Annotated in this window: 22 protein-coding genes; 2 read left to right on the top strand and 20 right to left on the bottom strand. The window is 63.4% G+C overall.

Translation table 11 applies throughout. From position 1 onward, the window contains the following. Nucleotides 1-215 precede the first annotated feature (215 nt). From EN859_RS16340 to flhA, 3 genes are read right to left on the bottom strand one after another with little or no spacing between them, the layout of a single operon-like run. Nucleotides 216-599 carry a hypothetical protein gene (locus EN859_RS16340; protein WP_127853923.1) on the bottom strand — a complete coding sequence of 128 codons (384 nt, stop codon included), beginning with the start codon at nt 597-599 and terminating at the stop codon, nt 216-218. 1 nt (nt 600) lies between these two features. Then, a complete protein-coding gene (gene fliR, locus EN859_RS16335; RefSeq protein WP_127853922.1) occupies nt 601-1,353 on the bottom strand; it encodes a flagellar biosynthetic protein FliR in 753 nt (250 codons plus the stop codon). Beyond that, entirely contained in the window at nt 1,350-3,437 is a 2,088-nt protein-coding gene (flhA, locus tag EN859_RS16330) for a flagellar biosynthesis protein FlhA (RefSeq protein ID WP_127853921.1), read from the bottom strand. The genes fliR and flhA overlap by 4 nt, the downstream gene beginning before the upstream one ends. Before the next feature lie 209 nt (nt 3,438-3,646). Here flhA and EN859_RS16325 point away from each other — a divergent pair, with 209 nt between their 5' ends. Further along, complete coding sequence (locus tag EN859_RS16325) at nt 3,647-3,946, top strand: putative quinol monooxygenase (protein ID WP_127853920.1); 300 nt, start codon at nt 3,647-3,649, stop codon at nt 3,944-3,946. Nucleotides 3,947-4,093: 147 nt separating this feature from the next. Beyond that, a complete protein-coding gene (locus EN859_RS16320; RefSeq protein ID WP_127853919.1) occupies nt 4,094-5,875 on the top strand; it encodes a chloride channel protein in 1,782 nt (593 codons plus the stop codon). Between the two features lie 101 nt (nt 5,876-5,976). On the opposite strand, the gene EN859_RS16315 is transcribed toward EN859_RS16320, so the two are convergent. From EN859_RS16315 to EN859_RS16235, 17 genes are all read right to left on the bottom strand, one after another. Further along, nucleotides 5,977-7,620, bottom strand: a complete 1,644-nt coding sequence (locus tag EN859_RS16315) for an MFS transporter (protein WP_127853918.1) — start codon at nt 7,618-7,620, stop codon at nt 5,977-5,979. Between the two features lie 327 nt (nt 7,621-7,947). Further along, the gene (gene fliQ, locus EN859_RS16310) at nt 7,948-8,214 is read right to left on the bottom strand and encodes a flagellar biosynthesis protein FliQ (protein WP_127853917.1); all 267 of its coding nucleotides are present in this window, start codon (nt 8,212-8,214) and stop codon (nt 7,948-7,950) included. Nucleotides 8,215-8,239: 25 nt separating this feature from the next. Then, a complete protein-coding gene (gene flgD, locus EN859_RS16305; RefSeq protein WP_127853916.1) occupies nt 8,240-8,647 on the bottom strand; it encodes a flagellar hook assembly protein FlgD in 408 nt (135 codons plus the stop codon). Then, nucleotides 8,647-9,090 carry a flagellar biosynthesis repressor FlbT gene (flbT, locus tag EN859_RS16300; RefSeq protein ID WP_127853915.1) on the bottom strand — a complete coding sequence of 148 codons (444 nt, stop codon included), beginning with the start codon at nt 9,088-9,090 and terminating at the stop codon, nt 8,647-8,649. The genes flgD and flbT overlap by 1 nt, the downstream gene beginning before the upstream one ends. Continuing rightward, on the bottom strand, nt 9,087-9,434 hold the full coding sequence (gene flaF, locus EN859_RS16295; RefSeq protein ID WP_127853914.1) for a flagellar biosynthesis regulator FlaF: 348 nt from the start codon (nt 9,432-9,434) through the stop codon (nt 9,087-9,089). The genes flbT and flaF overlap by 4 nt, the downstream gene beginning before the upstream one ends. Nucleotides 9,435-9,465: 31 nt before the next feature. Beyond that, nucleotides 9,466-10,515: a flagellar hook-associated family protein gene (locus EN859_RS16290; protein ID WP_127853913.1), complete on the bottom strand. Its 1,050-nt coding sequence runs from the start codon at nt 10,513-10,515 to the stop codon at nt 9,466-9,468. Between the two features lie 3 nt (nt 10,516-10,518). Then, nucleotides 10,519-11,970 carry a flagellar hook-associated protein FlgK gene (flgK, locus tag EN859_RS16285; protein ID WP_127853912.1) on the bottom strand — a complete coding sequence of 484 codons (1,452 nt, stop codon included), beginning with the start codon at nt 11,968-11,970 and terminating at the stop codon, nt 10,519-10,521. Nucleotides 11,971-12,000: 30 nt separating this feature from the next. Next, on the bottom strand, nt 12,001-13,257 hold the full coding sequence (locus EN859_RS16280) for a flagellar hook protein FlgE (RefSeq protein WP_127853911.1): 1,257 nt from the start codon (nt 13,255-13,257) through the stop codon (nt 12,001-12,003). An 88-nt stretch (nt 13,258-13,345) separates the two neighbouring features. Beyond that, nucleotides 13,346-14,014: a response regulator transcription factor gene (locus EN859_RS16275; protein ID WP_127853910.1), complete on the bottom strand. Its 669-nt coding sequence runs from the start codon at nt 14,012-14,014 to the stop codon at nt 13,346-13,348. Between the two features lie 224 nt (nt 14,015-14,238). Further along, nucleotides 14,239-14,829, bottom strand: coding sequence for a transglycosylase SLT domain-containing protein (locus EN859_RS16270; protein WP_189502009.1), 591 nt, complete (start codon nt 14,827-14,829; stop codon nt 14,239-14,241). Continuing rightward, nucleotides 14,759-16,123, bottom strand: coding sequence for a flagellar hook-length control protein FliK (locus tag EN859_RS16265; protein WP_127853909.1), 1,365 nt, complete (start codon nt 16,121-16,123; stop codon nt 14,759-14,761). The genes EN859_RS16270 and EN859_RS16265 overlap by 71 nt, the downstream gene beginning before the upstream one ends. After that, nucleotides 16,120-17,499 carry a chemotaxis protein MotC gene (locus EN859_RS16260; protein ID WP_127853908.1) on the bottom strand — a complete coding sequence of 460 codons (1,380 nt, stop codon included), beginning with the start codon at nt 17,497-17,499 and terminating at the stop codon, nt 16,120-16,122. Before EN859_RS16260 ends, EN859_RS16265 begins: the two co-directional genes overlap by 4 nt. Beyond that, nucleotides 17,496-18,803: a MotB family protein gene (locus EN859_RS16255; RefSeq protein WP_127853907.1), complete on the bottom strand. Its 1,308-nt coding sequence runs from the start codon at nt 18,801-18,803 to the stop codon at nt 17,496-17,498. The genes EN859_RS16260 and EN859_RS16255 overlap by 4 nt, the downstream gene beginning before the upstream one ends. Further along, a complete protein-coding gene (locus EN859_RS16250) occupies nt 18,800-19,423 on the bottom strand; it encodes a hypothetical protein (protein WP_127853906.1) in 624 nt (207 codons plus the stop codon). Before EN859_RS16250 ends, EN859_RS16255 begins: the two co-directional genes overlap by 4 nt. Nucleotides 19,424-19,426: 3 nt before the next feature. Next, entirely contained in the window at nt 19,427-21,073 is a 1,647-nt protein-coding gene (gene fliF / locus EN859_RS16245; RefSeq protein WP_127853905.1) for a flagellar basal-body MS-ring/collar protein FliF, read from the bottom strand. 134 nt (nt 21,074-21,207) lie between these two features. Continuing rightward, a complete protein-coding gene (locus EN859_RS16240; RefSeq protein WP_127853904.1) occupies nt 21,208-22,206 on the bottom strand; it encodes a flagellin in 999 nt (332 codons plus the stop codon). A 269-nt stretch (nt 22,207-22,475) separates the two neighbouring features. Continuing rightward, nucleotides 22,476-23,258 (bottom strand): flagellin (locus tag EN859_RS16235; RefSeq protein WP_135913534.1); only part of this gene is annotated, 783 nt, incomplete at its 5' end.

Genomic DNA, 23,258 nt, shown 5'->3' with positions numbered 1-23,258 from the left:
CGGGTTGACGAGGCTCTCGCGCCTTTAACGAAGAACGAAACACTCCCTGGAATACGCTGAGTGATCGTCTGTTGAAGGATATTGGAGAAACTTCAGCCGATGCGGAAATCGAAAAACTCCGGCGCCGATGGGGCTCTTCGGTCTGAAGTTATGGGAGCGTCAAAATGCGGCTGCCAAAACCCGCTGCCGGCAACGTCGGACCGGTCTCGATAAGCTCACTCATGCCCCCGCTTCTGCGCAATCAGCTCCAGCCGCTCGCGGTCGGAGCGTTCGCGGTCGTCGCGGCGGCGCACATCCTTGTAGGCGCGCTCGACCATGTTGATGCGCGCGGTGGCGGTGGCGATCAAGGCAGCCTCCTGCCTGGCGCTTTCCAGGTTCGCCTCCCGGCGGGCGACGGCATTGGCGATGCGACGATGGTAAAGATCGGGAAACAGGCCGGCCAGTGAGTCCGACGCGTCGAAATGCTCGACCAGTTCCCTGGCTTCGGCTTCGGCGGCAGCGGCCGCCGACAGAAACGTCGCATGGCGGGTCTCGTGCAGCGCCTTCAGCTGTTCCTGCACCTTGACCAGTTTCTTCAGGCGATCCTTGCGCGTGGTCATGTTACCGCGCCAGCGTGAGATCGACGAAGCCGTCGACGAACAGCGACAGCAAGGTGGCGATGGCGAAGTAGAAGATGATCAGTCCACCGGCGATGACGAAGGGCAGCGAGATGAAATAGACCGGGATCTGCGGGGTCAGCTTGTTGACGAAGCCGATCGTCAGATTGACGAGGATGGCATAGGCGACAAACGGGCTGCCAAGGCGGATGACCAGGAAGAAGGCATCCGAGACCGTGTCGGTGACATCGACGAGTGCCGCCTGCGGGTTGAAGAAGATGTTGACCGGCGCGACTGTGTAGGAGGCGACGAGCGCCCGCACGATCTCGTGGTCGAAATCAAAGACGAAGAGCAACAGCAGGGCCGAGAACGAGATGATGGCGGCAAGGGCTGCCTGCGGTTCCGGCTCTTCGATGGCTGGTCCGCCGGTGCCGCCGTAGCCGATCATTGTGGCGATGGCCGAGCCCATGAAGCGCAGCGCTTCCATGTAGAGCCTGGTCATGGCACCGATCAGCCCGCCGACCAGAAGTTCCGAGACGATCATGGGCGCCAGTATCTGCGGGCGCGGATCGACGAAGGGATAGATACGGTCCCAGAGGAATGTGAGCAGGCCGCCGGTGGCGGCGATCGCCACGAACAGCCGCACCTGGATCGGCACCCGGGTGCTGGACAGGCCGGGCATCAGCATGAAGCAGCTGCCGATACGGCAGAAGGCGAGGAAGGCCGCGAGTACGACGCCTTGCGAGAGCGCGGTCACGATATGGTTCCGAGCACCTTGATCTCGACGCCCTTGGCGATTTCGACGTGGCTGAGCACGGGCAGCGTGGTGAACAGGCGCTCGATGATCATGCGCACATAGGGGCGCGCATCCGGCGCGGTGACGAGGACAAAACGCTCGCCGGCTTCGAGATGTTTGCGGATCGCCTTGGTCGCATCCTGGCCGAACTCCTCGAGCTGGCGCGGGTCGATGTCGAATTCGCGCACCTCGCCCTTGGCGTCGCGCTTCAGGCTCTGGTGGAAGGCGAGGTCCCAGCGGTTGCCGAGACGCAGCACTTTCAGCACGCCGCCTTCGGAAAGGTCGCCGCAGATCTGCTGGGCCATGCGGATGCGGACATGCTCGACGATCTGCTCGGTGCGGCGCACATGCGGTGCGATCTCGGCGATGGCCTCGATGATCAGGTGCAGGTTGCGGATCGAGACACGCTCGGCAAGCAGCAGCTTCAGCACCGCCTGCAGGCCGGGATAGGAGATATGCGAAGTGCAGATCTCGTCGGCGAGCTTGCGGTATTCCGGGTCCTGGCGTTCGAGCAGCGCCTTCATGTCCTTGTAGGACAGAAGCTGCGGCAGGTTGTTGCGGATGACCTCGGAGAGATGGGTGAGCAGCACCGACATGTTGTCGGCAAATGTATAGTTGTCGCGCTTCAGATCCTCGGCAAAGGTTTCGAGCACCGAGAAGGCGCGCATGCCGAAGGCCGGCTCGCGGATTTCCTCGCCGGGTATCTCCGGCACGTCGCGGGTGCCGAGCAGCACCATGATCTCGCCGACGCGCATCTGGTATTCCGCAACGACGGTGCCGTGGACCTTGATCTGGTAGCTCTTGGGCGGAATGGCGAAATCGTCGGAGACGCGCACTTCCGGCACGACGAAGCCGTATTGCGTGGCGAACTTCTTGCGCATCTTGGCCATGCGGAACACCAGTTCCTGGTGCGACACCAGCAGCCTCGTCGAAAGCTGCTTGCCGATCAGAAGTTCGATCTCGGCAGTGGCGAGCGAGGCCTTGACCGAGTTCTTTTCCTCCTCGACCTTGTCCGCCTTCTCTTGGTCCTTGAGCGCTTCGGCCGCGGCGGCGGCGCGGTTGTGGCGCATCGGGATGATGTAGCCGAGACCGGCCATGCCGCCGGCGAGCGCGAAGAACGGAAACAGCGGCAGGCCGGGCATCAGGCCGAGAAGGATGAGCAGGGATGCCGCCACATAAAGCGCGCGCGGATGGGCGCCGAGCTGGCCGAACACCGCCTGGTTGGTCGAGCCGCGGGTGCCGCCCTTGGAGACAAGCAGGCCGGCGGCGAGCGAGACGATGAGTGCCGGGATCTGGGTGACGAGGCCGTCGCCGACCGACAGCTTTATGAAGACATCGGCGGCTTCGCCCATGCCCATGCCGTGTCGGATGTAGCCGATGGCAATGCCGCCGACGATGTTGATGGCGGTGATGATGAGGCCGGCGATGGCGTCGCCGCGCACGAATTTCGAGGCGCCGTCCATCGAGCCGAAGAAGGAGGATTCCTCCTCCAGTTCGCGGCGGCGCAGCTGTGCGGTCTTGTCGTCGATCATGCCGGCGGAAAGATCGGCGTCGATCGACATCTGCTTGCCGGGAATGGCGTCGAGCGTGAAGCGCGCGCCGACCTCGGCGATACGGGTGGCGCCCTTGGTGATGACGATGAAGTTCACCACGATCAGGATCATGAAGACGATGAGGCCGATGACGAAATCGCTCGACATCACCAGCTTGGAAAAGCCTGATATGACATAGCCGGCGGCGTGGGTGCCCTCGTTGCCGTGCGACAGGATCATGCGCGTTGTGGCGATGTTGAGCGACAGCCTGAGCATGGTGGCGATCAGCAGCACGGTCGGGAACGATGAGAAATCGAGCGGCCGCTGGATCCACAGCGCCACCATCAGGATCAGCACCGACAGCGCGATCGAGAAGGCGAGACCGACGTCGATGAGAAAAGCGGGGATCGGCAGGAACAGCACAGCCAGGATGATGATGATGCCGAGCGCGAAGAAGACGTCGCGGCCGTTCTTGGCCACTGCGCCGGCCGGAATGCTTTCGCTGATCGCCATATCGTCCTCAAATCGCAAGCCTGCCGAGCGCGCGGCAGCCTTTCGAGACTAACCGGCCAAGCTTGCGCGAGGGTGGGAGAATGGGGTGCGGTGAGCGGCGACGGCGCGGTCGGCGCCATGGCTCCAAGCACTGGTTTCAATTCCAAACCTCAGCCAATATTGTAAATCGAATGGAAGCAGTTCGGTCTTCCAGCGCGAAGGGAAATCTCATGCTGTTGATCGTTGGCACGGTCCGCTTGCCGCCGGACAAACTTGTCGAGGCAAGGCCGGCGATGGAGCGCATGATCTCGGCCAGCCGTGCCGAGCCCGGCTGCATCGAATATTCCTATGCGCAAGACGTGCTCGAGGCCGGGCTCATTCACGTCAAGGAGATTTGGCGCGACAGACCCGCGCTGGACGAGCATTTCCGCTCGGCACACATTGCGCACTGGCGTTCAAGCTGGGCGGCACTCGGCATCGCCGACCGCAATCTCGTGCTTTATGAGGTCGGTGAAGCCCAACCGATCTGATCGGTCAAGGGCACCTGTCGTCTCTATCGCCCTGATCGATCCAGAGCCGAAAAATGGTGCCCTTTGGCGGCCGGCGCCGTGGTTGCCATGCGGTGTCGCCGGGCGTATCAGGCTTCCACCTCCCTTGGATATCGGCGAGCCGCTCCGGTGCTTTCCAGAAACGAACCGCAAGTCTATGCCCGCCGACTTCGCGCGGTGCTTCTCAGATCGATCCCGCTGCTAGAGGCGCGCGGCATCGTCATCGTCATCCTGGCCGGTGCCGTCGGGTTGATGTCGGCCGTGCTGGTCACCGGAATGAGCGAGGTGGTGCAGGGCCTGCATTTGCTGTTGTTTGGCGTCCAGCCAGGCGGCCGGCTTTCGGCCATGTTTTCCCTGGCTAGCCCGGTGCAGGCGCTGATACCGATGATCGGCGGCATCCTGCTCGGACTGACGGTGATCTGGCTGAGACGATGGAAATTCCGCACCCCGGTCGATCCGATCGAGGCCAACGCGCTCTACGGCGGGCGCATGTCGCTCACCGACACCTTCATCATCGCCGGGCAGACGATGATCTCCAGCGGCTTCGGCGCTTCGGTTGGTCTGGAGGCCGGCTACACCCAGGTCGGCTCTGGCCTGGCGTCGCGGCTGGCGCGCGCCTTCAGGCTTCGCCGCAACGATGTCCGCATCCTGGTCGGCTGCGGCGCCGCGGGCGCGATCGCGGCCGCCTTCGACGCGCCGCTGACCGGCGCCTTCTATGGCTTCGAGCTGATCATCGGCATCTACTCGGTCGCCAACGTCGCACCGGTGATGGCCGCTGCGATCTGCGCCTCGCTGACCGCCGCGGTGTTCGGCGTCGTGCCGTTTCCGCTGGAGCTCTCCGGCCTGCCGACGCTCACCGCCAGCCAGTATCTGCCGTTCCTGCTGCTCGGGCTGCTGGGAGGCGCCGCCTCCATTGCCATCATGCATCTGGTGAGCCTGATCGAGCGTGGTTTTGCCCGGCTGTCGATCGATGCTTCGCTGCGACCCGCCATTGGCGGGGTGATCGTCGGAATGCTGGGGTTGGTCACGCCGCAGGTCCTGGCCAGCGGCCACGGTGCCCTGCATCGCGAGTTCGCGATGAATTACGGGCTCACCGTCGTCGCCAGCGTCTTCGTGCTGAAGCTGGCGGCGTCGGCGATTTCGCTGGGCTCGGGCTTTCGCGGCGGACTGTTCTTCGCATCGCTGTTCCTCGGCGCCCTGCTCGGCAAGATGTTCGCCGGCGCGATGGCCCTGATCTCGCCGGCAACCGGTATCGATCCCGCCGTCGCCGCCGTCGTCGGCATGACCTCATTGGCTGTCGGCGTCGTCGGCGGTCCGCTGACGATGACGTTCCTGGCGCTTGAATCGACCCGCGACCTGACGCTCACCGGAGTGGTGCTGGCGGCCTCGATCATGGCGGCGGTCCTGGTGCGCGAGACCTTCGGCTATTCCTTCTCGACATGGCGTTTCCACCTACGCGGCGAGACCATCCGCAGCGCTCATGATGTCGGCTGGATGCGCAACCTGACAGTCGGCAGCATGATGCGAAAGGATGTCCGCACCATCGACGCCTCGAAAACGCTTGCGGCGTTTCGCAAGGAAGTGCCGCTCGGCTCCGCGCAGCGTGTCATCGCCGTGGATTCAAGACAGCACTATCTGGGCGTGCTGATCGTTGCCGAACTGCACAGCGATCTGTCCGACGGCGAGATGCCGGTGCTGTCGTTCGCCAGGTTCAAGGACGCGGTGCTGGTGCCGAGCATGAACGTCCAATCCGCGGCCGAGACCTTCCAGCGCGCGGGCGCCGAGGAACTGGCGGTGGTCGAGGATTTCACCGACCGTGTCGTCGTCGGGCTTTTGACCGAAGGCCATCTGATGCGGCGCTATGCCGAGGAACTCGACAAGGCGCGGCGGGATCTGTCGGGCGAGGGTTAAAGCTGCCCGAAACGCATAAAGCGGTTCCGGTCCGTCCGGAACCGCTCTAACTATTTGTTTTGCCGCATTTATGCGGACGCCAAATAATTCCATTTGGCTGCCTAGTGCTCGATCGGCCCTTTCGGCATGACGAGCGCGGTGCCGGCGGTTGTCGGACGCTCGATCATGCGGCGGACGCGCGGCGGCTCGTCGCCGCTGTGCAGCGCTCGTACGCGCTCGCTGATGACGGCGTCGGCATGGGTGGCCCGCTTGTTGTGGCGGATGTATTCGAGCCATGTCGGCGAATGGTAGTGCTCGATCCATATCGCGGGATTTTCGAGATCGCGCGCCAGCGTCCAGTTGCGGGCGCCGTCGCGGCGGCGGATGCGGCCGCGTTCGGCCATCGTGGCGAGGAATTCCGGAACGTCCTCGTCGCGGATGACATACTCGATCATGATGGCGATAGGACCGCTGCGCAGCTTGAGGTCGAGCCCGAGATGTGGCTCCTTGAAACGGTTGAGCGGATCGAGGTTGAGCACCGCCTGCTGCGGCAGAGGCAGCAACAGGCCGATCGCGCCGCCCGCCAGCATCGCGATGCTCGCCGCGACCAGCGCGACCTCGGCGCCGTGCGCGTCGGCGACGACGCCCCAGACCCAGCTGCCGAGCGCGATGCCGCCGAATGTCGCCGTCTGATAGACCGAAAGTACTCGGCCGACCACCCAGCGCGGCGTCGACATCTGTACCGTGACGTTGAAATGCGACAGCGCGATCACCCAGCAGGCGCCGCCGACAAGCAGTCCGAGCGATGTCTGCCAGGCATGGTGGCTGATGGCGGCATTGAACGCGCAGAGCGCAAAGCCGGCGAATGCCGAGCGCACCATCGTCTCGCTTGACAGCATCTGCCTCAGCCGGACGCTGATCAGCGCGCCGCCGACCGCGCCGATGCCGAAAGCGCCGAGCATGATGCCGTAGGTCAAGGCATCACCCCTAACGACATCGCGCGCGACCAGCGGCAGCAGCGCCAGGACCGCGCCGGCGCTGAAGCCGAAAGCCGAGCCCCTGACCAGCACCTTGCCGATGTTGGGCGACATGGCGACATAGCGTAAGCCGGCGCCCATCGCCGCGCCCAGTGTCTCGCGCGGCAGCGTCGACGCCGGCAGGTCAGGCTTCCAGCGGGCCAGTACGACGATGAGCCCGACATAGCTCAATGCGTTTGCGGCAAAGGCCGCGGCAGCACCTGCGGCGGCGACGATGACGCCGCCGATCGCCGGGCCGACGCTGCGCGTCAGGTTGAAGCCCAGCGAATTCAGTGCGACGGCCGCCGGCAGCTTGGCGCGCGGCACCATGTCGCCGACCGAAGCCTGCCACGACGGGCTGTTGAGCGCCGTACCGCAGTCGATCAGGAAGGTGAAGGCAAGCAGCGTCCACGGCGTCATCAGGCCGAGCCAGGTGAACAGGGTCAGAAGCACTGAGACGGCCAGCATGAAGGTCTGGGCGATCAGCATCACCTTGCGCCGGTTGAAGCTGTCGGCGATGGCACCGGCGACGAGCGCAAACAGCATGATCGGCAAGGTGGTCGAGGCCTGGACAAGTGCGACCTGATAGGACGAGGTGGCGATGGTGGTCATCATCCAGGCGGCGCCGACGCCCTGGATCAGGCCGCCGAAATTCGACACCAGGCTGGCAGACCATACGGCACGGAAAATGCCGTGCCGGAACGGCGCCAGCGCAGAGACGCGTTCGCTGTCCGGCTCGTCGTCGATCATGAATGCTGTCCCGCCGTCACGTGCTGGTTTCTTCCGCCCACCCGTCCGTCATCATGTAGAGCACGATGTAGAGCATGGCACCGCAAAGGGCGAACGCCTCTTCGAAAAAGATCATGGTCCAACAACAGGATAGCGCAGGCGAAAATAGGTCTGGACGTGATGATTTCGTGCCTAACCCAAGCGTCTCATTGGTCTGGACCAATGGCCATCAATGCGTGTCCTTCAGGGCGGGCGAGAAACGCGGGTAGCACTTTTGATTTGCGCATGATCCCCGGCGAAATAGACCCCGATTTTCGCTGGTGCGAACCTTTGGTTCGGAGTGACGCGCTAAAATCCGTTTTCGATGCGCTCGAAGATGACGTTGGTGAATGCCGATATCTGGCTGCCGATAAACGGCCCGGTCAGCGCCACGACCAGCATGATGGCGACGATCTTCGGCACGAAGGTCAGGGTGATTTCCTGGATCTGGGTCAAGGCCTGGATCAGGGCGATGCCGATGCCGACGGCCATGGCGACCAGCACCACCGGGGCGGAAGCGGTCAGCACCGTCCACACCGCGTACTGGACGATATCGAGGGCGTCGGCCTCGTTCATACGATGAACCCGAAACCTGCGTGTCCTAGCTGGCCGCCTTGATCGAGACGCCTGGGCCGACGGCGAGTTCCGTCCCGTTCTCAAGCACGGCGATGAGGCCGCTGCTGGCGAGACGCACCGATGCCACAGTGCCTGATGTCTTGCCGTCGGCGGAGGTTATCGAACGGCCAATCAGGGCATCCGCCTGCGACAGTGCCGAGGACTGCATGATCTGGTCAAGCTTGGTGTTCGTCTGCACCGACTGCTCGACCTGCGAAAAGGTGGCGAGCTGGGCGACGTATTGCGTCGAATCCATCGGCTTCGCCGGATCCTGATTCTTCATTTCGGCGATCAGCAGCCTCAGGAACGACTGGTAGTCGACGGCCGTCTTGGAGGTCGACTGGCTGGCCTGGTTGGCGCCGGTCGGTATGGTTGTAGTCATGTCCACGTTCATCAGTATCGTGCTCCCACGGCCAGCGGGCGCGGCACACCCGCAACATCGTCATTGCCGCCAAGCGCGCGGCGCTCGAGCGGATAAAGCGCGCGGATCGCCTTCAGCGCCTCATAGATATGATCCTCACCGACCATGCGGTCGATCTGCTTCAGCGCGCTGCAAATCCGTTCGTCGTCGAAGCTTGCCAAAAGCAAGGGCAGCGAACGGCGGAACATGTCGCGCGCCTCGGAGGCGCCCGGCGGGTTCATCAGCATGACCTGCAGGATGAAATAGAGCTGCTTGAGCGGCGTCGAGGCGTCCTCGGCTTGGATGACATGGCTTTCGAGCAGGAACTGCACGTCGTTCATGAGCTCGATGGCGACCTTGCGGTCGACGCGGATGACGGCGCCGTTGATGTAGATTTTCTCGTTCGGCTTCAGCGATATCTTCAGCGTGTTGGTCATTGAATGCCGTCCCTGATGATCTGAGACACTTCGATCAGCCCTTCGAAATTGTTCGTGCGGCCCTGGCGGATGTCCTCGGCCTCGCGCAGCAGCCACAGGCCGATGGAGATCAGGTTGGCGCGCAGCTCCTTGGGCAGGGCGTTGTCGCTCGAGCCGAGATCCTCGACGAAGGTGGTCCAGACGCGGTTGGTGAAATGCAATGCCTCGATCGCCTCCATCGAGCCCTGGCCAACCGCTGCCGCCGCCGACAGCATCTCGATCGAGCGGGTAAGCAGCTGCCGCTCGCGGTCCTTCGCGTCGGCGACGGAGTCTGTCTGGATGTCGGCGTAGGAGAATTGGTACATCGTTGGAGCTCTGCCGTTCCGTTTGGAGGTGTCAGGTCAGGTAATTCAATAGGCTGAGTTGCTGCAGGCGTGCGGTCAGCGCGAAGGAGGTCTCGATATGCGTCGTCAGATTTGCGACGCGGGTGGCGGCTTCGGTGGGGTCGACGCCTTCCAGGTCGATGATGTGCCGCTCGAAGAGATCGACTTGCGTTTTCATGCGGTCACTGGCGTCGGACACGCGTTTCTCGATGAAGCCGGTCTCGGACTGCAACTGGGCGAGCCCGCCCAGCGCTTCGCCGACCAGCGAGACGGAGCGGCTGACGACTGAATTCTTCGCCGCCTGGCTGATGTTGCTGGAGAGCAGGCCGGTGACCATGGCGGCCGCCATGGCGAGCTTGCGGATGCCATCGTCGTTGGCGCTGACCGAGGTCTGGGTGGTTTCGTTGAGCGCGATGCGGCTGACGATCTCCTGGTCGGTGGCATTCGACCACGTGCCCTGCCAGCCTGAACCCAGGAACTGTGGTTCGACATTGCTGGTGATGAACGCATCCATCTGCGCTGCGGTGATATTGGCTGCGGCCGGGTCGCTCGGCGTGAAACTGAAATACGCCAGGAAGGAAGCGTCGAACGCCGCCTTGGCGGCCGAGCCGGCGGCGGTGAAGTCGTCGATCGGCTTGACGTCGGTGTTGGTGCCGGCAAACAGATATTCACCGTTGACGCTTGTGTTGAGGATAGAGGTCATTTGCTGCAAGGCTGTCTTGCCGGCGAACTGCGTAGTGCTGTTCGAGGAATCGCCGGAAGCGGCGCTGGTCAGGCTGGAGAGGAAATCCTGCGCTACGTCGGACAAGTCGCCAAGCGATGTCTGGGTCGATGAAAGCCGCGCTGTGACCAGTGCGTTGGAATCGATGATGACGTTCAGCCGGTCAAGGTCGCGGGAGAACGTGACGGCTTGGGCGGTGCGTCCGCCAAGCGCCAGGCCAACGTCGGCGATGGTGCCCGTTGAAGCTTCTTTCTGGGCGTTGACGAGGTCGCGCTGCATGCGCAATTGCGAGTAGCGCATTGCGTTCGACATGGCGGCGGAGGAGACGGATGTCGCTTTCATGGATTATCCCACGGCATTGAACAGGGCCGCCAGCATGTCGTCTACGGTTTGCATCATGCGGGCCGAGGCCTGATAGGTGTGTTCGAGATCGAGAAGCAACGACATCTCCTGATCGACGTTGACGCCGGTGTCGTTGGAAAGCGCTTCGGCCGTGCGCGCGGCCAGCGCCTCCTTGGCATCGGCGGTTGTCGAAGCCTGCTGGCGCACGCCTTCGAACCAGCCGATGGCGTTGGCAGCGTAGTCGGCGACGCTGGATGTCTTCGTGATGCCGGCGGCCGCGTCGAAGGCGATCGGCTGGTCGAGCCGGTCGCCATAGCCAATCAAAAGGCCGGAATAAGACGCGCCGCCGGTGTTGGCGACATAGGCGGCACCGTTGGCGCCGCCGTCGCGCAGCAGCGTCGGGTTGCCACCAACGCTCGGGTCCATCGCAGCGTTGACGCTGATCGAGCCGGCAAGGCCATTGACCAGCGTGCCGGCCGGCGGCACCGCAGGCGCGCCGGACCAGGTGAACAGGCCGGCCTTATTGGGCAATGACGGCGCGGTCTCGGCAAAGGCGGTGATGAGCCCGCGCGCGGTCTCGTCGAGCTGGCTCTGCATGGTTGCGGCGACGCCGTCGCGCAACGTGATCAGGCCGGCGAGCTTGCCGTTGGCACTGGTGTTGCCACCGGCCCCGGCTGAGACCGGCACGTTATCGATATAGATGGTGTTGCCGGGAACGCCGGCGGCATAGCCAGGCGATGGCGCAAAACTTACCGAGCGCGGCACCGTCTCGAACAGCGTCGTGCCGTCGGCGGTGGTGATGACCATGTCGTTGTCGCCGCGCGTGAAGGTCGAGACGGGGACGTATTCCGAAATCTTCTTCAGCAGGCCGTCGCGCTGGTCGAGCGCATCGGACACATCGCCGCCTGAACGGGTTCCGGAGATGACGGCCTTGTTGGCATCCTGGAACTGGCTAAGCAGCGAATTGAGATCATCGACCGCCGTGGCGATCTCGCCGTCGGTCTGGGTGCGGAAATCCTGGATCGCCTTGGTGCCGTCGTTCAGTGAGCGCACGACCAGCTGAGCCGCGTCGATGACGCTGGCGCCGAGGTTCTGGTCTGACGGCGAGGTGGCATAGAGCTGCAGCGCCTGCTGCAGATTACCGATCGCGGTCGAAAGAGAGGATGCGTTGTCGACACCGTTGACGGCGAGGTCGAGCTGATCCATGCCGCCGTAGAGCGCGCTCTGGCCGCTCCATGCCGACAGCGCGCTGAGGTTCTGGCGGAAGAGAAGGGCATTGGCGGCGCGCTGGATCTCCACCGAACGTGCGCCGGGCGCCGTGCTGGTGACGACGGCCTGGCGCCGGGCATAGTCCGGATTGGACGCATCGGCGACGTTGCGGGAGATGATGCCGGTCTGCTTCGATGTGGTCAGAAGCGCCGACTGGGCGATGCTCAATGCGGAGGAAAGCGACATGTGGATCTTTCACGGGCTGACGCCCGTCGGTTATCTCTTGAGGTTGACAAGGACGTCCATCAGGTCGGAACCGGTCTGGAAGACTTTCGAATTGGCGGTGTAGCTGCGCTGCGCAGCGATCATGTTGGTCAGTTCCTCGGCGATGTCGACGTTGGAATTCTCCAGCGCGCCGGAGATGATGGCACCAAGCTTGCCTTCATTGGCAAAGCCGATGCGCACGGCGCCGGAGTCCGAACTCTGCGCGTATACATTGCCGGGCAGCGCGGCGAGGCGGTCGGGGCTTTGAACGTCGGCCAATGGAATCTTGTAGAGCGGCTTGGTGGAGCCGTCCTGGTATTGTGCATAGATGATGCCGTCCTCACCGATCTGGACCTTCTCGATGGTGCTCGGCGCGTTGCCGTTGACCTCTGCATCGGAAACGGTGAAGCCGGTGCCGAGCTGAGTGAGCTTGGACAGGTCGAGCTTGAGGGTGGCGCCATTCGGCACCGTCAACGACACGCTGTCGATAGCGCCGCTGAGTTTGCCGGTCGTGGTGTCGAACGTCAGGTTGGCTGTGCCGAGGGCGCCACCCGCATAGGGAAAGGACGTACCGGGCGTCGCCTTGGACTGATCGAAGACCGAGACCTGCCAGGTGCCGGCGCCGGTGTTGGTGAAATAGACATCGAGCAGCACCTTATTGCCCAGATTGTCGTAGGCGACCAGCGAGGATTTCTCCGTGTATTGGGCGGCGGCGGTGTTCGTGGTGGGCAAGTTGGCAGCGGCAACCGGGGTCGCGCCTGCAGGCAGGTTACCATTGAAGTTGCCCGCGGTGCTGGGTGACGCCGTCATTTCCTGGTCGGATATCTGGACGGGCACAAGCCCTTCGAACCCGTTGGCGGTGGCGGCCGGCTCGCCGTTGGCGTAGCTGTAGGCCATCAGCTGGTAGCCGGCGGCATTGACCAGCTTGCCCTCGGCGTCAGGAACGAAAGCGCCGGCTCGGGTGAGAAAAGGCGTTCCGCTCGGATCCTGGACGACAAAGAAGCCCTCGCCATTGACCGCCAGGTCGGAAACCGAGGTGGTGTACTGGAGCACGCCCTGCGCACTGATCGAGGAACGGATGGTGGTGGTAACGCCACCGGAATTATAGGCGCCGCCGGTGGTCGGCATGACCAGCGTCGAGAACTCGGCGGAGGATCGCTTGTAACCCGTGGTGTCGGAATTGGCGATATTGTCGGCCACGGTGGACAGGCGGTTTGCCTGCGCGTTCATGCCGGAAACGCCGGTCCGCATCATCCCGTAAAGGCTCATCGAAACGTCTCCTCAATGCCGGTATTGCAGGCCACGAGGCTACGCCTTGTGTCTTGCGCGAGGCTGGCGCGGATTGGATCTTCGAGCATCAGAATATCAGCCGGTAGCCGAGGAAGCGCTTGGAATCGATCGGGTCGTGGCCGAGCTTCTCGCGCAGCTTCTTGCGCAGCTTGCTGATGTGGCTCTCCACGACGTTCTCCTCGACCTCTTCGTCGAAGATGCCGTAGATGGCGTTGAAGACCTGGTTCTTGGTGACACGGCGTCCGCGATTGCTCGCCAGATATTCGAGGATGCGGCGCTCGCGGCGGGGTAAGGGCAGCGGCTGACCGTCGATCTCGGGATCGCGGCCATCCATGAAGATGCGCATGGCACCGACCTCGGTGTAGGCCACGTCTTCCTGGGCGCGGCGGCGGATGGCGGTGATGCGGGCCAGTATCTCGCGGATGTGAACCGGCTTGCGGATGACATCGTCGACGCCGCTTTCGAACAGCCGAAGGGTGTTTTCGAGCGAATGCTGCTCGCTGAGCGCGATGACCGGTGCGCCGGTGCGGTCGCGAATCTGGCGTGGTGAAATGGCGCCTTCCCGGCAGTCACCGATGAGGAAGGCTCTGACCGACCTCAGATCGGTGTCGGCGGCGGACGTCACCCATTCGCCGAATTCGCCTGGTGCGAAGCCTGCACAGGCGACGCCCTCGCGATCGAAAAGTGAGTTGTATCCCTCTGTTACGAGCTCACGCTCGTCAACGATCACAATCATCGGCCCGCCCTCCGAATCAGCTCATTTGCCCCGTGACAAAAGCCGTAACCGGTGGCGGGAATCCTGAACAACCGTCATTTCTTGTAGCTATTTTCTTGGGAGTTTTTTCGACATCCGAAATAAGAGCGGCTGCCTCAATGCGTCGACGGCGGCAATGCGCCGACGATATCCAAGGTGTCGGAAAGGTCGGGGAAAGCTGGCTGTCCGCGAAACATCTAGGACAGCTATGGGTTGCAGAAAGTGCTGGCGTTCAAAGTCCATTTGCCAAAGCCGGTGGCGACCATGTTGGCGATGACACGGCAGACATAGATCTTCTGCGCCGGGTCGTTGTCTGGACCGGCGTGGTAACGGGCAACAGCCATCGACCAGGTCACGTGACGGGCGTGGAGGCTGGCCAGGAAGCGCGCCGCATAGTCGACGTTCTGGCGCGGATCGAGCATGTCGCCGACACTGCGGAAATGCGAGGCGTGATAGTGGTGGTTGATCTGCATGCAGCCGAGGTCGATCAGCGTCTTGCCCTCGCGGCGGGCGTTCTCGAACGTAGCCAATGCCTCATTGCGGCTTCGGGGAAAGACCGTTTTTCCTTCTATATTCAAGGCGTTGGGCTGGAGGCTGCCCTTGTTTCCGGTCTCTGTCAGCCCGACCGCATAGAGGATACCGGCGGGCACGCCGTAGCGATCGGCAGCGCGCAGGATCTCCGGTTCGCAGGGGTTGGCGGCGGCGTTCGCGGCGCCGGCGGCCAGACTAGATGAATATATCGTCGCCAGCGCGCTCGCGAGCAGGTGAAGCAGCGCGGCCAAATTCCTGGGCGTCATTGTTGTGGTTCCTTCCCGGTTGCTGACCGCCGGAACCGGCATTGTTGCCACTTGAGTTCCCGGGCTGAAAGGAGGACTGATCACGACCTGGTGACATCGGCAAGGAGCTGCTGGCATCGGTACGGGTGGCCGCCGGCACTGCTATCGAGGGTTGCAGGATGGCGACCTTGTCGACGTCGAAACCGAGCCCGCGCAGAGACTTGACGATGGCCTCGCTGTCGGCGGTGAGACGGCGGTATGCTGCGTGGGTTTCCGGCTTCAGTTCGATGGAAAGTTGCTCTCCGGCGAGCCGCAGGCTGGCCGTGACCATGCCGAGTTCGGCCGGATGAAGCTCGATCTTCAATGTATGTGTCGGAACGGCAACAGAGCTGGCAATCTGGGAGGCTGCGGAGGGTGTCGAAAGCGCCTGTCGCAGGCCGCCATCGGAAGCGATCGCGTCAATAACGGCGGACGCCGCCTGGCTCATCGGATGTTGCGCCGGCGCGGGAAAACTCTGCTCGGCGACGATGTTGACGCGCGCGGCTGACGAGGCCAGCCTTCCCCGTTCGGACGGTGCTGCCGACTGGACTGCTTCAAGTCCCTTGGTCGCTGGCTCCGACCGCTTCGCTTGCGAGGCATCGGTTACAGCCTCATCCCCCGGCAAATGAAACGCCGTACCATCTTGCGGCAAGGTCTCACTTGGACCAGGTCCGACAGTGCCTGTTTTCTGTCCGGACAGGCCCGCTGCAATCGAAGCGCGTTCTGACCGCGACATTGCTTCAAGGGCGCCGCTATCGACATCAGATGCCGGACGTTGCTTCCTGGAAGACAATGGTGCGGGAGAACGGAGCTGGCCATCGAGCGCCGTATCCTGCAACTGCTCATCCGTTGCCGCATTGTCTCCATCCGCCTTGGCCGACGTCGAGAAATGCCTGATATCGTGGAGCGCCATCAGCAACGGCAACTGGTCCTGAAGCGACACTGCATTTGCAGTCTGCTCCGTATCGGCAGAGGCCTCGCTCAGCTTGGCATCCGCACTGTTCCTTGCGGTTTTCCCGGCAGGCAGTTTCGGTGAAGCAATCTTGCCTTGCTCGCTGCGGGTCGGCTCTCCCTTGCCGGGGCCGGCGGAGGCGTGCTTGGCCCATCGGGCGTCGTGCTGCCCGGTTGTCCGCTGGTTTTCCGGCGTGGACGTGTCGGTGCCACGCACCATTTCGCCGAAGCTGGTGTCCTCGCTCTTTCCGCTTGCCGCCGCCGGCTTCGACGGGGCACGTGCGGAGACAATTTCCGGAAGGGCCTGGCCGAGGCTGGTAGTCATTTCGGGGCGGCTCCAAGTATCTGGTCGATCAAATCGAGTTGGTGGCGGGCGTTGATCATGGCGGCGTCCGTGGGATCGCCGGGGTCGAGGCCGGCGGCAGTTGCAAGGGCCGACGTCGGCAAGACAGCCGCCGCATCGCCAGAGGCTGCTGCTGCAGCCGGCGTTTCCGGTGCCGTTGCGGCTGGACCGCTGGATGCTTGGACGGCCGATTGCTCGGACATCGCACCTTCGACCGGCGGCAGGCCGTCCTCATCCGGTTTTTCCGCGGCCACGGTTTCGGGCACCGGCTGCTGTTCTGCGGCTGCAGGGGCGGACTTCTCTCCCGGAAGTGCCGTCGGCGGCGCAATCACCTCACCAGCGACGGCTTGCGCGGCATCGAGCAAGGCACGGTCGCCCTCGGAAAGCCTGCTGCGATCGATCTTGTTCAGCCTCGCGCGTACGTCGTCGATGGTGCCCGACGTGACCGTGGAGAGGCTGGAATAGAGCAGGGCGCGCGGGTCGTCCTCGTTGTGGATGCCATCGCGGCCCTGTTCGGCCTTGGCCGAGGCAAAGGCGGATAGTTCGGTCAGCCCGTCAATCGCGGCCCGACGGGCTATGCGAAGGTAGATCACCTTCTCACGTTCGGCATCCATCATAGAGGTGATGTCGGCGAGCTTGTCCTGACTGATCGCCATATGCAGCGTGATGACGCCGGAAACGAAGGAGTCTGCGAACTGGCTGGCATAGGGCGAATAGAGATAACGCTCGACATACTGGGTTGAGGCAAGCGCGAAGCGTGCTGCGTCACCTTGCGTGGTGGCGATGCCGACGGAGCGGCGTAGCGCGGCTTCCTCGACCAACGTGCCGGGGCTGAGCAGGCGGGCATCGTCGAGCAGCTTCAGCGCCGCGGCCGGTTCGTCGGTGGCAAGCAGCGAGCCCTTGACCAGGGCAAGGAACGCGCCGAGGTCGCCCGGCAGCGTCATCGGGTCGATCGGCTTCAGCGTTTCAATCGCCTCGGGCGGCCGTCCGTTCAGATAGCTGATGATGCCCCTGGCGACGGCCAGGCTTTGCGGGTCCGTCTCGGCGCGCGACGTGGCCGCCTCGACGGTCACCGGGTTGCCGCCGCTCATGCCATAGACAAGCAAGGCACGGAAATTCTTCGGTTCCTTGAAATCCTGCGAACTTGCCGCACGAAAGCGCGCGTCGGCCATTTCGAGCAGCTTGGCCTGCATCGGCAGAGCGGCATGGTCGCCGGAGGCGATGCGGTCCTGGACGAGTTGCAGCGAACGCACCAGCTGATACGGCTGCAACGCATCCTGGGCGGATCCCGCCGACGGATGCCCGGCGGTCAGCAGCAACAGGCCGATGGCGCGGCCGATGACGGTCGCGCGTCTCATCCGTCGGTCGCCATCAGGATCTCGATGCGGCGGTTCGCGGCGGCCATCGGATCGGCGGGATCCTTCGGCTGGCGATCGGCGAAGCCGGCGACCTCGGTGATGCGGCGCTCGTCGACGCCACCGCGGACAAGCATGTAGTAGGCGGAATGGGCGCGGGCGGTGGACAGCCGCCAGTTGTCGTAGCTGTCGCTGCGGAACGGCCGCGCATCGGTATGGCCGTTGATGCTGATGGTGCCTTTCTGGCCGTTGACGATGCGGCCGATCTTTTCCATCGCCAACACCAGTTCGCGGCGCGGCAAGGCCGAGCCGATCTCGAACATGCCGAAATCGAACTGGTCGGTGATCGAGATGACGACGCCCTTGCCGGTGGCCTCGACCGAGACGCCATCATGCAGCTTGTCGCCCGGCTTGAAGGCATCTGTCAATTGCTGCTTGACCTCGGCGGCCACCTTGAGGGCGGCGGCGCTCGGCGCCTTTTCAATGGCGTCGGGCTTTGTCTCCTCAGCCTTGGTTTCGACCTTTGGCGCCTGCGCGGCCGGCTTCGACGCAGCCTTGTCCGGCGCGGATGGCGCCAGCGGTTCGAGCGGCGCGGCCGTCACCGGCGGCATTGGCGGCACGGCTTTGACCTTGGGTATTTTGGTTTCGGCGACCTTGTCGCCCGGCTTGGCCGGATCGCCTTCGATCCTGGTGCGTTCGGCGCTTGCCTCGGCGCCGGGTGCGGCCACCTGCTGCGACCAGAAATCCGGAGCGAAGGGGTCTCGGTAGGATACGCCGCCGGACGCGCCGGTCGCCGGGCCGGCATCCTGCACGCCGCCATCGCCTTTCTGGCTGACGTTCTGCATGACGCCGGTATCGGTGGCGATCTCCGACAGAACCGCATAGGGATCGGCAAAGAGATGTTCGTCGGACAGGTTCGCGTCTTGCGCCGATTCCTTCGCCAGCTTGCTATCTGAGGAACCAGCGCCGCTCTTGCCGTTTTGCCCGGACTTGCTCGTCGCGTCCTGCGGGTCGTCGGCTGTCAGTCCGGCCTTGCTCGGACCGTCGCCGAGATTTTCGAGGCCCTTGCGACTCGCAGTGCGGTCGACCAGCTTGACCGGATTGAAGTAGCTGGCGACGGCCGCCTTGGTTTGGTCGTTGGCGGCGTTGATCAGCCACATGACCAGGAAGAAGCACATCATGGCGGTCATGAAATCGGCGAAGGCGATCTTCCAGACACCGCCATGGTGACCTTCGTCGTGATCGTCGTGACCGCGCCGGACGATGATGATCTCGTGCCTGGCTTCGCCGGCGTCGGCAACGCTCATGACAGGGCCTCCGACAGGGCTGCCGACCATTCGGCGATGCGCGTTTCGAACACCGCTTCGTCGATCGCGACCGTGAGGTCGAAGCCAGGCGCCTCGACAAAATCCAGATTGGCCGCACGAGGGCCGAGCGAGGTTTTTAGCGTTTCGAACAGCGAGAGTGGTCCGCGTACAGCTATACGCACCGCCTCGGTGTCACCGATGGCGTCGCTGATCGTGCGGCCAAGGGCCTCGATCGAGCGTTTCTGCAAATCGTCGCTGACGATGCCGCCGATGATGCGGGCAACGGTGGCGCCGACGAGGTCGCTCACGCGCGCCTCCATGGTGTCAACACGTGCCGCGATGGTTCTGCCGACATCGCCGCCGAAGCTTTCGAGAAATGCCCTTGCTTCTTCGGCATTGGCCTGGCGTTCCGCTTCGAGCGCTGCCTGATGGGCAACCGCAAGGCGCGCCTCGAGTGCGGCTTCTGCTTCGGTGACCGCCTCGGCGATCAGCGCGCCAATGTCGGCCTTCGGCGCCGGCGCGTCCGGCTTGCGCTCAGGTTCGGCTGTAGCTTGAGGCTGGCCGACGCGCTGCGTGCGTGCGCCGAAATCCGGCAGGAGGTCGAAAAGCGCTGAGGGCATGATCTACCCCGCGACTTCCTGGGCAGCCCATTTGCGCAGGATCTGCGCGGTGCGCTCCTCATTGATATCGACCATGCGGGCAAGCCGCTCCTGTGGCGCGGGCCTGATCTTCTGGCGAAGGTCATCGAGCGGGGTGGGGCCAGGGCGGGCACCGGGCAAGGCGCCGACGGCCGTGGCGGACCCATCGGCAGCGGCGTCGGGCGTCGGCAGCGAACGTTGGACATCGTCGAAGCTCGGCCCGGCGATGGCAGGCTTGGCTGGCGCGGTCAATGCGGCCGCCATCGGTTTGAGGCCGAAGAAGGCGACCAGGAACACCACGACGATAAACGCACCGGCATTGATAAGGGTGCCGGTATGTTGCCCGATCGATGCCAGCATGCCCGGCTGCTCGATCGGCTCGCCGTCCAGCCCGTCGATGAACTCGACCGCCGAAACGTCGATGACATCGCCGCGCTTGTCATCAAAGCCGGTGGCCGACGCAACCATCTTCTGGATGTCGGCGACGCGCTTGGCAACCTGCTCCGGCGTGGCGTCCTTGCCGAGGATGGTCATCAGGCGCTGCTGGTTGACGACGACGGCGATCGACATTTTGGTCACGGAATAGCCGTTGGAGACAGTGGCAATCCTCTTCGAATTGATCTCGTAATTGGTGATCTCCTCCTTGCGGTCGTTCTGCGAGGAGGATTGCGGACCCTCGGTGCTGGTGGTCTGGGTCTCGGGCAGGTTCTGCTCGACGCTGGTCGGCGACGATGCCTGCTTCTGGTTGTTGTTCTCGTTGGCACGCACCGACTGCACCGAGCGCTCGACGCGGGACTCCGGATCGAAGATGGTCTCTTCCGTCTGGCGGGTGTCGGTGTTGACGTCGGCCTTGACGCTGGCGCGAAAATTGTCGGGGCCGAGATAGGGGGTCAACGCGCGGCGGATGTTGTCGCCGATCTGCGCCTCGACGGTCTGCTCGACGCCCAGCGTGCGGGCGGCGCTGGTGTTGCTGGGATCGTCGCCGGCGGCCAGCAGGTTGCCGTCGGAATCGAGCACGGTGACCTTGTCGGCCGAAAGGCCGGGAACGGCGGCGGCGACGAGATGGCGGATCGACATGGCGCTCTTTTCGGCGTCGATGCCGGAGTAGCGGATGACGACCGAGGCGGAGGGCTGCTGCTCGTCGCGGCGGAAATTGGCGCGCTCGGACATGACGATGTGGACGCGCGCCGCCTTGATGCCGGCGATCGACTGGATGGTGCGCGCGATCTCGCCCTCGAGCGCGCGCACCCGGGTGATCTGCTGCATGAAGGATGTCAGGCCAAGCGAGCCGACATTGTCGAACAGTTCATAGCCGGCGTTGGCGCTGGTCGGCAGGCCTTTTTCGGCGAGCAGCATACGCGCCTGCGCGGTGGTGCCGGCCGGCACCAGCACGGTCGTGCCATCGGCGCCTACGTCGAAGCCGATGCCGGCCTCGCCGAGCACGAGGCCGATCTGGTTTACGTCCGAGCGTTCAAGCCCGACATAGAGCGTTTCGTAGGCCGGACGGTTGAGATAGACCGAGGCGACGCCGATGACGGTCATCACCAGCGCAGCGATGCCGGCCAGCATGGCGAGGCGCTTGACGCCAAATCCCTGGAGATTGGAGATGATGCTCTGGATCTGTTCCGGCACGGTTCAATCGCTCCCAGCATGACTGTCCGCCAGAACACTAGACTGCGAAGCTTGTGCGAAGATGATAGGCGGAGACGAAGAAGGCCGCGCTTGCGGCGCGGCCTTTCGTCGAAACAGGATGATCAGCCGGCGTCTTAGCTCTTGAACAGCGCCAGTATGGATTGCGAGTTGCTGTTGGCGATCGATAGTGCCTGGATGCCAAGCTGCTGCTGGACCTGAAGCGCCTGCAGCCTGGTCGATTCCTTGTTCATGTCGGCGTCAACGAGCTGGCCGACACCACGGTCGATGGAGTCCATCAGGCTCTGGGTGAACGTCTTCTGCAGATCGATCTGCTTCTTGTCGGAACCAAGCACGGTGGCGGCGTCGGTCATCTCGCCAAGTGCGGTGTCGACGACCTTGAGCATTTGGGCGATCTGGGCGTCGCTGTAGCCTTTGACCGAAAGCGTGGAGATGGCGTAGCCGTCGGTCGCGGCAATGGCTGCGTTGGCTGCCGGCGTGATCGCTGTGTTGTCGCGTAGACCGGTGGTTCCAAGCCGGACGCCTTCGAGAATGCCTTTGGTGGTATTGGTCGTGGCTGCCGCATCGTAGAGCTTGATCGCGTCGACCTTGATGTCGATCGTAGCCAGGGTCACGTTGCCTGCAGCGTTACGATTGAAGGCGGAGACGATCTTGGCGTCAAGGGCGACACCGGCCGAAGGGCTTCCCGAGGCGACAGTGGAATTGACCGAGAGATAGTTGGTGCCCGAAAAGGTAGCGCCATCGGCATAGCTCTTAAGCTGAGCCTGCAGCGACTTGATCTCGACGTCGATCTTGCTCTTGTCGGAATCAGAGGCGCCGGTAGCGGCAACGATCTTAACCTTGATAGCGTTGATCGTCTCGATCGCTTGGTTCATCGCGGTGTAGGCGGTGTCGACCTTGGAAGCGCCGAGGCCGAGAGCGTCCTGCACCGTTGACAGCGCCTGATTGTCGGAGCGCATCGTCGTGGCGATCGACCAATAGGCGGCATTGTCGGCGGCTTCGGAGACGCGGTAGCCCGTCGAGATACGGGCCTGTGTCTGTTCAAGCGACTTGTTTGTGGCGTTGAGACTCTGAAGCGCGGTCAACGCCGAAGCGTTCGTCATAATGCTTGCCAAGATGCACCCCTTCAAAAAGTAGGCGTGCTTGCGCATGCCTGGTCAACCTGTTCGACGGGATGGCGTCATGCCAATCGACCGACCGGTCTGTCCGTCCTAAAGCGAATGGTTAACCATGACTACCGCGATATGGTTAATGCCTTCTTAAAAGCAATAACCTGGCGAGGGAGAAGCGGCACTTTGCGGGGGTGGGTTTTTGCACAAAAGAAATCGGGCCGCGCTGATGGCGCGGCCCGATTTCAAGATGACCGAACTTAGGCTGTAGGCGATCAGCCGCGGAAGAGCGACAGGATCGACTGCGACGAGCCGTTGGCGATCGACAGCGCCTGGATACCGAGCTGTTGCTGGACCTGCAGCGCCTGAAGGCGGGTCGATTCCTTGTTCATGTCGGCGTCGACGAGCTGGCCGACACCGCGATCGATGGAATCCATCAGGCTCTGAGTAAAGGTCTTCTGCAGGTCGATGCGGCTCTTGGCGGCGCCGAGGTTTGTCGCGGCGTTCGTCATGTCCTTGAGCGCGGCGTCGACGACCAACATCTGCTGCTGAATCTGTGCATCGCTGTGGCCCTGAACGGTCAGTGAAGAGACCGAGTAGGTATCGCCGGCCGCGGGCGCCGCACCTGGTGTCGGAACCTGAGCCGTGCCCGTGATTGCGCCGGTCGTGCCAAGACGGACAGCATCGATAATACCCTTCTTGGTTGGCGCGGCGCCGGCATCGTACAGTTTGATGTTTTCGACATTGACGTCGATCGTGCTGATCGAAGACACACCGGCGGAGGTGCGGTTGAAAGCGGACACGACTTTCACATCGGCAGCCGTGCCGGTCGCATTGGACACCGACAGCATGTTGGTGCCGGAGAAGGTGGCGCCGTCGGCATAAGCCTTCAGCTGTGCCTGGAGGGCGGTGATTTCGGTCTGGATCTTATCCTTGTCGGTGTCGGTCGCGCCGAAGGCGGCAACAAGCTTGACCTTGATCGCATTGACGGTCTCGATGGCCTTGTCCATGCCGGTGTAGGCGGTATCGACCTTGGAAGCGCCGAGGCCGAGTGAGTC

It is taken from the genome of Mesorhizobium sp. M00.F.Ca.ET.216.01.1.1, from assembly GCF_004010325.2.
In the GTDB taxonomy this organism is placed as follows: Bacteria; Pseudomonadota; Alphaproteobacteria; order Rhizobiales; family Rhizobiaceae; genus Mesorhizobium.
The sequence above is the reverse complement of the archived record's forward strand: the minus strand, read 5'-3'. Positions and strand labels throughout refer to the sequence as shown.